Annotated in this window: 11 protein-coding genes; 5 read left to right on the forward strand and 6 right to left on the reverse strand. The window is 67.6% G+C overall.

What is annotated here, in order from left to right; all coding sequences use genetic code 11:
* Positions 1 to 99: 99 nt before the first annotated feature.
* From ACSFA0_RS19190 to ACSFA0_RS19205, 4 genes are all read right to left on the reverse strand, one after another.
* A complete protein-coding gene (locus tag ACSFA0_RS19190) occupies positions 100 to 696 on the reverse strand; it encodes a hypothetical protein (protein ID WP_435451851.1) in 597 nt (198 codons plus the stop codon).
* Complete coding sequence (locus tag ACSFA0_RS19195) at positions 696 to 1385, reverse strand: C39 family peptidase (RefSeq protein ID WP_435451852.1); 690 nt, start codon at positions 1383 to 1385, stop codon at positions 696 to 698. The genes ACSFA0_RS19190 and ACSFA0_RS19195 overlap by 1 nt, the downstream gene beginning before the upstream one ends.
* Before the next feature lie 12 nt (positions 1386 to 1397).
* Positions 1398 to 1772, reverse strand: coding sequence for a hypothetical protein (locus tag ACSFA0_RS19200; RefSeq protein ID WP_435451853.1), 375 nt, complete (start codon positions 1770 to 1772; stop codon positions 1398 to 1400).
* Positions 1773 to 1855: 83 nt separating this feature from the next.
* On the reverse strand, positions 1856 to 3118 hold the full coding sequence (locus ACSFA0_RS19205; protein WP_435451854.1) for a hypothetical protein: 1263 nt from the start codon (positions 3116 to 3118) through the stop codon (positions 1856 to 1858).
* 464 nt (positions 3119 to 3582) lie between these two features.
* On the opposite strand from ACSFA0_RS19205, the gene ACSFA0_RS19210 reads away from it, so the two are divergent.
* Entirely contained in the window at positions 3583 to 4899 is a 1317-nt protein-coding gene (locus ACSFA0_RS19210; protein ID WP_435451855.1) for a transporter, read from the forward strand.
* 8 nt (positions 4900 to 4907) lie between these two features.
* Positions 4908 to 6254 carry a sigma-54 dependent transcriptional regulator gene (locus ACSFA0_RS19215; protein WP_435451856.1) on the forward strand — a complete coding sequence of 449 codons (1347 nt, stop codon included), beginning with the start codon at positions 4908 to 4910 and terminating at the stop codon, positions 6252 to 6254.
* 22 nt (positions 6255 to 6276) lie between these two features.
* Here ACSFA0_RS19215 and ACSFA0_RS19220 read toward each other — a convergent pair whose 3' ends face one another.
* Together ACSFA0_RS19220 and ACSFA0_RS19225 are read right to left on the reverse strand one after the other, a co-directional pair.
* Positions 6277 to 7170, reverse strand: a complete 894-nt coding sequence (locus ACSFA0_RS19220; RefSeq protein WP_435451857.1) for a LysR family transcriptional regulator — start codon at positions 7168 to 7170, stop codon at positions 6277 to 6279.
* A 43-nt stretch (positions 7171 to 7213) separates the two neighbouring features.
* Positions 7214 to 8215, reverse strand: coding sequence for a virulence RhuM family protein (locus ACSFA0_RS19225; RefSeq protein WP_435451858.1), 1002 nt, complete (start codon positions 8213 to 8215; stop codon positions 7214 to 7216).
* Between the two features lie 131 nt (positions 8216 to 8346).
* Between ACSFA0_RS19225 and ACSFA0_RS19230 the strand changes: the two genes are divergently transcribed.
* Genes ACSFA0_RS19230 through ACSFA0_RS19240 form a run of 3 tightly spaced genes read left to right on the forward strand, consistent with a single transcriptional unit; the run spans position 8347 to position 12185 of the window.
* Complete coding sequence (locus ACSFA0_RS19230) at positions 8347 to 9870, forward strand: CoA-acylating methylmalonate-semialdehyde dehydrogenase (protein WP_435451859.1); 1524 nt, start codon at positions 8347 to 8349, stop codon at positions 9868 to 9870.
* 10 nt (positions 9871 to 9880) lie between these two features.
* Complete coding sequence (locus ACSFA0_RS19235; protein ID WP_435451860.1) at positions 9881 to 11035, forward strand: acyl-CoA dehydrogenase family protein; 1155 nt, start codon at positions 9881 to 9883, stop codon at positions 11033 to 11035.
* Positions 11036 to 11069: 34 nt separating this feature from the next.
* On the forward strand, positions 11070 to 12185 hold the full coding sequence (locus ACSFA0_RS19240; protein WP_435451861.1) for an enoyl-CoA hydratase/isomerase family protein: 1116 nt from the start codon (positions 11070 to 11072) through the stop codon (positions 12183 to 12185).
* The last annotated feature ends 11 nt before the right edge of the window (positions 12186 to 12196 follow it).

A 12196-nucleotide genomic window follows, 5' to 3' on the forward strand; every position in this document is an offset into this window, starting at 1 on the left:
GTGGTGTTGGACTGCGGCGCACACCGCGCTCACGACTGCCACGCGAAACCGACCCAGCGCATCGTGCGGGCGGCGGGCGGCTAGGCCGGCCCGCAAGTCCTAGCGCGCCGGCAGCGAGCGCGTGAGCGCCTCGCGCAGCGCCGCGGCCGTGTTCGCCCCCCGGGCCAGGCTCAAGGCGTTCGTGGTGGCGTCGATCACGGTGCGGGTCTGGATCGCCTGGTTGTTCAGCGTGTTCTGGACCACGGTCGCGGGCGAACTGAAGGTGGTGACCGAGCCGCCTGCCCCTGCCGCGCTGCCGCTGGCGGCCGGCGCGGTCGGGCTGCCCGTGCCGCTGGCCACGCTGGCACCGCTGTCTGGCGTCGGCGCCGTGTTGCCGCTGCCCACCTGCACGACGCTGGTGCTGCCCAGGTAGCGCTCGAAGGCAGCGATCTGTGCCGGGGTGACGCGGCCGAGGTCGGGCAACTGGAACGAGGTGCTGCTGAGCAGGACGCCGTTGACCGTGACGACGCGGCTGATGCCGAAGGACACCATCAGACCGCCGCCCAGATCGAAGCCGCCGCGCATCGCCGCCAACGTGTCGTCGCCCACGGTCATCCAGCGGGTGCCGCGTGCACCGGTGTCGGCCGCTGCGGCGGCGGCAGCGCCGAGCGAGAGGCTGATGAAGAGGCCGAAGGTGGCAAGCCATTGGCGGTTCATCAGAATTGCCCCGGGCCGTTGCGCGGCAAGCCATTGGCGAAGGCGTCGCGGATCAGGCCGCTGGCCAGCGGTGCCGAGGGCGCAGCGCGCCAGTCGGCCGCCTGGTTGAAGCGCGCCAGGTCCATGCGGTTGTGCACGACGAAGAGCAGCTTCTGCTGCCACTGCGCGTCGAAGGTGGCGCGCGGCACGGCCCGCGTGCCGCTGGCCGGGTCGCCGATCAGCACCCGGTCGCGGTCCAGGCCCTTGACCACGACGAAGTGGTGGTAGCCGTTCTCGGTGATCAGCGCGATGGCGGGCAGGCCTTCCTCGCGGAGTTTGTCCAGCGGCTGGCGAAAACCATCGGCTTCGAAGCCGCGCGTCTGCAGGAAGCGCTTCATGTCGAGCAGCGAGAAGCCCTCGCGGCGTATCTTGGCCTGGTCGCCATGGGCGTACATGTGCTCGAACACCTCGCGCTCGGTGGTCGGGCGGCCGTACTGGTGGGTCAGCAGCGTGGCGACGGCGGCCGAGCCGCAGCTGAAGTCGTACTGCTGGATCAGCGTGCCGGCCTGCTTGATCTGCTGCAGGGTGCGCACCGGCACGGCATAGCTACCGCCGGCGATGTCGGTCATCTGTGGCACGCGCTCCTGCGCCTGCGCGAGGCTGGCGCAGAGCAGGGCGGCGGGCCAGACAAAGAGGAGATGGCGTGGCATGGCGTGCCTCTCTCACTGCATCTTCACGTTCACGATGACGGCGTTCTGGATCAGCACGTTGGCGCCCGAGTTCTGCACCACCAGGGGCAGACCGCTCATGCCCGAGAAGGCGCCACCGGCGATCGTGTTGGCGCCGGTCGCGACGTGGTCGGCCACATTGCCGGCGGTGATGCCGTCGAGCCGCATGTCGTTGTGCGTGACCTCGCGCCCGCCACGCAGGGTCGACAGCGTGTCGGCCTCCACCGGCTGGACGAAGGCGCTGCGCGCCGGCGCAGGGGGCGCGACATCGATCGGGCCGGTCTGGGCCATCAGCGGCAGGGGCAGCAGCAAGGGCGCCGCCGCCATCACCAGATGGCCCAGGCGGTGTCGCAAACACAGGTTTCGCATGATCGCTCCTCGAGTAAGGAAAGACGCCGCCACCCCGCGACGCATGCGCCAGGCACGCGCGGCGGAGGGCGGGTTGCCGTACCTCAGCGCACGCTGAGGTTGGCCTGCACGTTCACGCTCTGCTGAACCAGGCTGCCGATGCCGCTTTGCTGGTTGGCGATCATGATGCCGGCGGCCGACTGGCCGACCGAGGTCATCGTGTTCGACATGTTGAAGGTGCCGGCGGTCACGCTGTTGACCCCGCCCGCACCGCCACTGCCGCCTTCACCCATGCCACCGGTGCCGCCGGCTGCGGTGTTGGTGCCACCGCTGCCGGCGCTACCCGCCCCGCCGGTGCCGCTGCCGCCTGCACCGCCGCTGCCAGCGCTGTTGTTGCCGTTGCTGGCGCTGCCGTTGGTCGCGCTGCCATTGCCGGCCTCGCCGCCGTTGCCGCCCAGGCCGCTGCCGGCTGTGCGCGCGCCAGTGTTGCTGCTGGTGGCCGTGCCGCCCATGCCACCGGCGCCGCCTGCCGCGCCGCTGCCCGTGCCGGTGCCGGAACCGCCAGCGCCGGCTGTGCCGGTGTTGCCGCTGGTGCCGCCTTCGGAGCCGCCGAGCAGGCCGCCGCCGCCGTTGGCACTGCCGCTGCCGCCACTCACGCCCCCGTTGCCGCCAGCGCCGCTGCCGCTGCCGTAGCCACCGGAGCCGCCGTTGTCGCCATTGGCACGTGCCTGGCCGCCGGAGTTGGCGCCCGAGGCGCTGCCGCCGGAGCCGTAGGCGCCGTTGCCCGCGCTGGCACTGCCGTTGGTCGCGCTGCCGTGGCTGATCGCGCCGTTCGACGCACTGCCGCCGGTGGCACCGACCGCGCCGGTTCCCACGGCGCCGTTGCCGCCCTGGCCGCTGCCCGACGCGGAGCCGCCTGCACCGCGGCCGCCATAGCCACCGTTGCCGGTACCGCCAGCTGCCGAGCCGGTGTTGTAGGCGTAGTTGCCGATGCCGCTCACGTTGTTGCCGGTGACCACCCCGCTCAGGCTGCTGCTGGCCGTGGCCGTCGTCTGGTTGAAGGCGTTGGAGAAGGTGCCGGTCGAGCCGTTGTTGATGGCCACCGAACGTGCCGCGCTGGCCCGGGCTGCGCCCGAGTCTCGGAACATGCTCTGGTCGCGGCTGTCACTGGAGTTGGTGCTCGAGTCGGTGTTGGTCGTCGTCGTCGTCCGGGTTCGCGTGCTGCTGTCGGTGAGGCTCAGTTGCAACGCGAGCGCGTCATCCGAGGCGCTGGCGCCACCGCCCGACTGGGTGGTGATCTGGGCCACCGCGGAGCCGGCCATGCCCAGCGCGAGCGCGATCGACGATGCGAGAAGTGTCTTTTTCATGAGGTCTCCTGATGGTTGAGTTGAATTTCTCTGCCAATGGTTGTGCTTGCGCCCAACAAAGGCCGGTACGCAAATTCGGTGCCAGTTGGTATGCGCATTGAACTGCCTCTGTGAGGGCGAGATTTCAGCCACGCGGACGCCTTCTCATTTCTGATCTTTTTCAGGGTCGAGTGTCACATCGGTGTGACAGCAAAGATCAAAAGAAAATAGAAAAGTCTTTTCCGACAAGGGTTTGGATGAGATTTCGGCGTGAATGGGTGTCACACGAATTTGGCAGCCGATCGGCCTATGTGAATTGGCAAGAGGGGTATATATAGAGCGCGATATGAAGCACAGCGCAGAACCCTTTCCGAGAAATAAAGAACATGCGCTTACAATAATTTCCAATTGCAAACTATGGAAGCAATTGCGAAAAAGCTACTATCCGGCGCGGCCAAAAAATAAGTGAGACAAGAGGGGTCGGTATGCATAACACGAAGGCTTTTCTACGCGCGGCGGTTTGCGTCGGCGCGGCGAGCATCGGCGGCTTCGCCAATGCGCAGACCACCGCGACGCCGCGCCCCCCGGCCCGACGGCCGCCGCCATTGCCCGTGGCCGAGCTTCAGCGGCAGGTGGCGGAGCAGGGGCGCGAGATCGAGGCGCTGCGCAAGTCGATCGCCGAGCAGGCCGCGCGCCAACAGGAGCTCCAGCAGGCCCTGGCCGAGCGCCAGCACCCCGCCCGCGAGTCGGAACGCGCGGCGGTCGCGCCGCCGCCTGCCGAGCCGCAACCGGTGGCCATGGCGCCACGTGCAGTGCAGGTCGGGCAGGCGCCGAGCCAGGACGCACGCACCCTCAATGTGGCGCCGTTGTTCGAGCAGCCAGGCATCCTCACGCCCAAGGGCACGATCGTCCTGGAGCCCTCGTTTCAGTACGCGTATTCGTCGAGCAACCAGGTGGCGCTGGTCGGCTACACCATCATCCCGTCGCTGCTGATCGGGCTGGTCGACGTGCGGCAGGTCAAGCAGAACACCTTCACCACCGCGCTGACCGGGCGCTTCGGCATCAGCAACCGCTTCGAGGTCGAAGCCAAGGTGCCCTACGTGTACCGCTCCAACTCCACGGTCAGCCGCGAGATCTTCACCGGATCGGCCATCGACAACGTCTTCAACACCAGCGGACGCGACCTGGGCGACGTCGAGGTCACCGGGCGCTACCAGCTCAACGAGGGCAGCGCCTCGACGCCTTACCTGATCGGCACCCTGCGCTTCAAGTCGCGCACGGGCAAGGACCCGTTCGAGGTCGTGACCGACTGCGTGACGCGCTGCATCGGCAACACCACCGGCACCGGGCTGCCGCTGGACCTGCCCACCGGCTCGGGCTTCTACACCTTGCAGCCGGGCCTGACCTGGTTGTTCCCCTCGGACCCGGTGGTGTTCTTCGGCAGTTTCAGCTACGCCTACAACTTCAAGCGCAACGACGTGAGCCGACGGGTGCGCGACGGCGGCAGCGAATTTCTCGGCGACTTCCGCGCCGGCGACGTGCTGGGCATGAACTTCGGCATGGGCCTGGCGCTCAACGACAAGTCGGCCTTCAGTATCGGGGTCGACCTGAACTCGGTGGGCCGCGTGAAGCTCAACGGCGCACCGGTCCCGGGCTCGGTCCGCACCCAGCTCGCGACCCTGATGCTCGGGTACTCGTACCGCTACAGCCCCACGACGAGCGTGAACATCTCGGTGGGCGCAGGCCTGACGCGAGACACCCCTGACCTCACGCTCACCGCGCGCATTCCCTTCACTTTCTAGGCGGCGACATGCTGGCGCGACGACTCCTCTGCGTGGCGCCGCATACGCGGCCGGCCGGCCTCGAGCGCCATCTGCGCGCCGAAGGGTGGGAGCTGGTCTGGGTCACCGACCTGTCGGCGGTGCAGCGGTTGCGACAGCGCCTTGAGATCGTCTGCTGCCTGGTGGTGCTCGACTGGGTCGACCTGACCATCACGGCGGCGCTCGACGCCGTCGTGCGGCCGACGGATGGCGTCGAATGGGTCGTCCTGTGCCCGGCGCGCGCGATGGAACTGCCCGCATTCCGCGAACTGGTGGCCGACGTCTTCTTCGACTACCACACCGAGCCGGTCGACCCGAGCTGCCTGCTGCAGATCCTGGCGCATGCGCACCGCCGCGCCAGCCTCCGGTGGACCTGCCGCGAAGCCGCGCCGATCGGCGTCGCCGACAGTCTTGGCATGGTCGGCCACAGTGCGGCCATGGCGCGCTTGCGCACGCAGATCCGCAAGGTGGCCGTCACCGAGGCGCCCGTCCTGATCGGGGGCGAAAGCGGCAGCGGCAAGGAACTCGCTGCCCAGGCCATTCACCACGGTTCGGCGCGCGCCGAAGGGCCCTTCGTCCCGGTGAACTGCGGCGCCATCGTGCCGGCGCTGGCGCAGTCCGAGCTGTTCGGCCACGAGCGCGGCTCCTTCACCGGCGCCCAGGCCGACCGGCGCGGGCTCATCGCCACGGCCCAGGGCGGCACCCTGTTTCTCGACGAGATCGGTGACCTGCCGCTCGAGCTGCAGACCAACCTGCTGCGCTTCCTCCAGGAGAAGACGATCCAGCGGGTCGGCGGCGCGCGCAGCCTGCCGGTGGACGTGCGCGTGGTGGCCGCCTCGCACATTGACCTGGCCGAGGCGGTGGCCTGCGGCAAGTTCCGCGAAGACCTCTACTACCGGCTGCATGTGCTGTCGATCACGGTGCCGCCGCTGCGCGAACGCAAGGAGGACGTGCCGATGCTGGCGCAACACTTCTACCGGCGTTGCAGTGCGGAGCTTCGCTCCCGCAAAGTCGAAGGCTTCGGCCGCCAGGCGGTGGCCGCCATGCTGGCGCACGACTGGCCGGGCAATGTGCGCGAGCTGTTCAACCGGGTGCAGCGCGCGGTGGTCATGGCCGACAGCCGGCTCATCGCGCCCGACGACCTGGAGCTGGCCTGCGAGGCGCACGAACACGGCGTCTGCCTCGACGCGGCGCGCACCCTGGCCGAAAGGGATGCCATCCGCTTCACCCTCGACCGGACCGGTCGCAACGTCACGCATGCGGCACGCGAGCTGGGTGTCTCACGGATGACGCTGTACCGCCTGATGGAGAAGCACCGGATCGCCTCGCCGGGCTGATCGCCAAGTTGCCAACGGCGCGTCAGGCCGGCCCTTGCAGCACGCTGCGCTGGGCCTCGACGGTCTCTCGCACGAAGGTCCACACCGCCTGCATGCGACCGAGGTGCTTGGTCTCCGCCGGCATCGACATCCAGAAGGTCCGCGTGAATTGCGCCTGCTGGGGCAGCACCGCCGCGAGCGATGCGTCGCGCTCGGCGATGAAGGCCGGCAGCACCGCGATGCCGGCGCCCGCAGCCACGGCGGCGTGTTGCGCCAGGATGCTGGTGCTGCGCAGCGCGAAGGTGTCGGGCTTGTGTAGTTCGTCGAGGTACTGCAGCTCCTTGCTGAAGAGCAGGTCGTCGACATAGCTGATGAAGGTGTGGCCGCGCAGGTCGTCGCGCGTCCGGATGGCGCCGTGCTGCGCGAGGTAGGCCGTCGACGCGTACAGCCGCAGCGTGTAGTCGGTGAGCTTGGTCACCACCACCGGGCCGCGCGCGGGGCGCTCCAGCGAGATCACGATGTCCGCCTCGCGCCGCGACAGGTTCACCAAGCGTGGCATGGCGAGCAGGTCGATCACCAGCTTCGGGTGCCGGCCGGCGAACAGCGCGAGCTGCGGCGCCAGCACCACGGTGCCGAAGCCCTCGGTCGCGCCGATGCGCACCACCCCCGACAGGCCTTCGTGCGACGCGGGCGCCGCGCTCTCGACGCTGCGGAACGCGTTCTCCATCGCCTCGACCTGCGGCTGCAGGCGCCGACCCGCTTCGGTGAGCCGATGGCCCCCGGCCTCGCGCGAGAACAGCGGCGAGCCGACCTGCTTCTCCAGCGCCTGGATGCGCCGCGCCACCGTGGTGTGGTCGACCGCCAGCCGGCGCGCCGCGCTCTGCAGCGTGCCCGAGCGCGCGAGCTCGAGGAAGAAGCGCAGGTTGTCCCAGTCCATGCGCTTCAGCAGTTAGCGACGAAGTCGGGGCACTCGATACAGTTCAAGGCGCTGGCCCCGTCTTCTTCATTTGCTTCTCGACGTCTTCAAGGATCCTCAGATCTGCTGCATCTTCCGCTGCGAACTCCGAGCTGCGACGGCGTGCGTCGAAGGTGTCATAACGGTCTTGCGCAATGGTTTTCATCTGCTCCGCACTGACGCTCCCGTTGTTCTTGAGTAGCGGGCGGTCGTTGAAGTCGAGCAGCCGATCGACGTTGTTGCGCCAGTAGTCCAGCGTCAGCTCTTTGCGATCTTTGGCCCGCAACTCGGCCTGTTCCAGAAAGATGACGACGAGGCGATTGAGCGTGTCGATCTCGTCGGTGCTGAGGTAGTTTTTCGCAACGATCACGTCGTGCCTGCGCACACGTGAACCGCTCCAGGTGCTGAGCGCCATATTGGGCTGCGCGGGATCCGCACGGGCAACCACGATCTCTGCCGCGGTCTTTCGAGTGACGGCATACAGCAGCTTGTTCTGGACCTCGGCGAAAAAGAGCTGGGCCGAGGTGTCGTCGGCGCGGTAGTCTGCACTCAGCGAGAAAAGGTCGCGCACCTTTTGATAGAAGCGTTTTTCCGAGGCACGAATCTCGCGGATGCGTGCCAACAATTCGTCGAAATGATCCCAGCCGTCGGGGTTCTTCAGACGCTCGTCGTCCATGACGAAGCCTTTGACCAGGTACTCGCTCAGGTGCGCTGTGGCCCATTGGCGAAACTGGGTGCCACGCGGCCCCTTGACGCGATAGCCCACGGCCAGAATCATTTCCAGCCGGTACAGCTTGGTTCGGTACCCTTTTCCATCAGCGGCAGTTGTCAAGGATTCCTTGACAACTGAATCCTCCGCCAGCTCGCGTTCTTTAAGGATGTTGCGCACGTGCAGGCTGACGTTCTGCTTGGTCGTCGCGAACAACTCGGCAATCTCAAGCTGCGCCAGCCAGACGCTGCCATCGAGTGCCCGAAGCTGTACACGGGCTTGGCCATCGTCGCTTTGGTACAGGATCAGCTCGCTCATGTCGTCACTTTCTTGAGGTGCGCAATTATGCAGATCGCAGGTGCGTATTTGTCTATTGCTATCGCAAAAGTGCAAAGCTAGCATCGTCCGTTTGCCGCCATCCGGCCCCAGATCTACAAGGAGACAAATTCATGGATGCCAAAGTCAAGCCGACCACCCAGGTCGCCACCGTCAAGCTGCTCATCGGCGGCGAGTTCGTCGAGTCGAAGACCACCGAGTGGCGCGATGTCGTCAACCCCGCGACGCAGGAGGTGCTGGCCCGCGTGCCGTTCGCCACGCCCGCCGAGGTCGATGCCGCGGTTGCCTCTGCCAAGGACGCCTTCAAGACCTGGAAGAAGACGCCGATCGGCGCGCGCGCCCGCATCTTCCTGAAGTACCAGCAGCTCATCCGCGAGAACATCGGCGAGCTGGCCGCTATCCTCACGGCCGAGCAGGGCAAGACACTGCCCGATGCCGAGGGCGATGTGTTCCGTGGCCTCGAAGTGGTCGAGCACGCATCGGCCATCGGCAACCTGCAACTGGGCGAGATGGCCAACAACGTGGCCAACGGCGTCGACACGTACACGTTGCTGCAGCCACTGGGCGTGTGCGCGGGCATCACGCCCTTCAACTTCCCCGCGATGATCCCGCTGTGGATGTTCCCGATGGCGATCGTCACCGGCAACACCTTCGTGCTGAAGCCGTCGGAGCAGGACCCGATGGTGACGATGCGGCTGTGCGAACTCGCGCTGCAGGCGGGCATTCCGGCCGGCGTGCTGAACGTGATCCACGGCGGCGAGGCGGTGGTCAACGCCATTTGCGATCACAAGGACATCAAGGCGATCAGCTTCGTCGGCTCGACCAAGGTCGGCACGCATGTCTACAACCGCGCCATCCCGACCGGCAAGCGCGTGCAATGCATGATGGGCGCGAAGAACCACGCCATCGTCATGCCCGACGCGAACAAGGAGCAGACGCTCAACGCACTGGCCGGGGCAGGATTCGGCGCGGCGGGCCAGCGCTGCATGGCGGTGTCGGTCGCGGTGCTGGTGGGTGATGCGCAGAACTGGGTGCCCGAGCTGGTCGCCAAGGCCAAGACGCTAAAGATCGGCGCAGGCACGGAGAAGGGCGTCGACGTGGGGCCGCTGGTTTCCTGCGCGGCGCACGAGCGGGTCAATGGCCTCATCGAACGCGGCATCGCCGACGGTGCCACGCTGGCGCTCGACGGCCGCAAGCCGAACGTGCCCGGCTACGAGAAGGGCAACTTCGTCGGCCCGACCGTCTTCGCCGACGTGAAGCCCGGCATGGTGATCTACGAGCAGGAAATCTTCGGCCCGGTGCTGTGCCTGGCGAACGCCGCAACGATCGACGAAGCCATCGCGCTGATCAATGCCAACCCGAACGGCAACGGCACCGCCATCTTCACGCAGTCGGGTGCGGCGGCACGCAAGTTCCAGGAAGAGATCGATGTGGGCCAGGTCGGCATCAACGTGCCGATCCCGGTGCCGGTGCCGATGTTCTCGTTCACCGGCTCGCGCGCGTCGAAGCTCGGCGACCTCGGGCCGTACGGCAAGCAGGTCATCATGTTCTACACGCAGACCAAGACAGTGACCGCGCGCTGGTTCGACGACAGCACGGTGAGCCAGGGCGTCAACACCACGATCAGCCTGAAGTAACCTCGTTCGAATGGACTTCGAACTCACTGAAGAGCAGCGCGCCTTTGCAGACACCGCGCGCGAATTCGCTGCCGCTGAATTCGCGCCCCACGCCGCGCGCTGGGACGCCGAAGCGTTCTTCCCGAAGGACGCCATCGCCAAGGCGGGCGAACTCGGCTTCTGCGGCCTTTACGCGCCCGAGCGCATCGGCGGCCTCGCGCTGCCGAGGCTCGACGCCACGCTGGTGTTCGAGGAGATGGCCGCGGTCGACCCGTCGACCACCGCCTTCATCACCATCCACAACATGGCGACCTGGATGCTCGGCACCTGGGGCACCGAGGCGGTCTGCAAGACCTGGGGCGACGACCTGACGAGCGGGCGCAAGCTGGCGTCCTACTGCCTCACCGAGCCCGGCGCAGGGTCGGACGCGGGCTCGCTCAAGACCCGCGCCGAACTGCAAGGCGGCGAGTACGTCATCAACGGCGGCAAGGCCTTCATCAGCGGCGCTGGCGCGACCGACGTGCTGGTGTTGATGGCGCGCACCGGCGGTGGCGGCGCGGGCGGCATCTCGGCCTTCGCAGTGCCGGCTGACGCGCCCGGCATCAGCTACGGCAAGAAGGAACACAAGATGGGCTGGAACAGCCAGCCCACGCGCACCATCGCCTTCGACAACGTGCGCGTGCCCGCTGACCACCTGCTCGGCAGCGAAGGCGAGGGCTTTCGCATCGCGATGAAGGGGCTCGACGGCGGGCGCATCAACATCGCGACCTGTTCGGTCGGCGCGGCGCAGGGTGCGCTGAACGCCGCGCGCACCTACCTGCACGACCGCCACCAGTTCGGCAAGCCGCTCGCGAGCTTCCAGGCGCTGCAGTTCAAGCTGGCCGACATGGCGACCGAACTGGTCGCCGCGCGGCAGATGGTGCGCATGGCCGCGAGCAAGCTCGACGCGGCGCACCCTGATGCGTCCACCTACTGCGCGATGGCCAAGCGCTTCGCAACCGATGCCGGCTTCAATGTCTGCAACGACGCGCTGCAGCTGCACGGCGGCTACGGCTACCTGGCCGAGTTTCCGCTGGAGCGGCTGGTGCGCGACACGCGGGTGCACCAGATCCTCGAAGGCACCAACGAAATCATGCGAGTCATCATTGCCCGCAAGCTGCTCGAAGGCGACTCGGACATCCGGTAAGAATCGCCGTTCGTCTCTCATTCAAGAAAACGCCATGACCGAACCCGTCGTCCTCTTCAAGGAACTCCCCACCGCCAACGGCCAGCGCTTCGGCGTGGCCACGCTCAACGCGCCGGCCTCGCTCAACGCGCTGTCGGTCGACATGGTGCGCCTGCTCACGCCGCAATTGCGCGAATGGGCGGCCGACGCCGGCATCGTCGGCGTGCTGATGGACGCGGCCGGCGAGAAAGCCTTCTGCGCCGGCGGCGACCTGCGCCAGCTCTACCAGACGCTGCTGGACTGCAAGGCCGAGCGCAACGCATACGCCGAGCGCTTCTTCGGCGAGGAATACGAGCTCGACTACCTTATTCATACCTTCCCGAAGCCCTTCGTCTGCTGGGGCCACGGCATCGTGATGGGCGGCGGCGTCGGCCTGATGGCCGGTTGCTCGCACCGCGTGGTGACCGAAGGCAGCCGCGTCGCGATGCCCGAAGTCAACATCGGGCTGTACCCCGACGTCGGCGGCAGCTGGTTCCTGCGCCGCACGCCGGGGCGCACGGGGTTGTTCCTGGCCTTCACCGCCGCGCAGATCAACGCGGCCGACGCGATCTTCGCCGGCCTGGCCGACGTGCTGGTGCCGCACGCGGCCAAGGCACAGGTGCTGGAAGCCATCACGACCGCCGGCTGGAAGGGCACGCCCGACGCCGACCGGGCACTGATGTCGAAGCTGCTGGCGCAGGCGGGCGAGGGCGCCGCGATGCCACCATCGAAGCTGCGCGAGCACTTCGACCTCATCAACGCCACGCTGGCCGGCGACGACCTGCTGGCCATCGACCAGCGCCTGCGCGCGCTGCAGAGCGACGACCCGTGGCTGCAGACGGCCGTCAAGACCTACGCCAAGGGCGCGCCGAGTTCGGTCGCGTTGTCGTGGGCCCTGTGGCAGCGCGTGTCGCGCATGTCGCTGGCCGAGGTGTTCCGGCTGGAGTACTGGGCGTCGCTCGGCTTCTGCGCGCACGCCGACTTCGCCGAGGGCATCCGCGCGGTGCTGGTCGACAAGGACCGCAACCCGACATGGCGCCCGGCGACCCTGGCCGAAATCACGCCGGCCTTCGTCGACGACCACCTGCGGGCGCGCGGCGAGATGGCGCCGGAACTGGTCCCGCTGGCCTGAGCCGCTTCCTT

The sequence above is a fragment of the Variovorax restrictus genome (genome assembly GCF_051216715.1).
Classification (GTDB): Bacteria; Pseudomonadota; Gammaproteobacteria; order Burkholderiales; family Burkholderiaceae_C; genus Variovorax.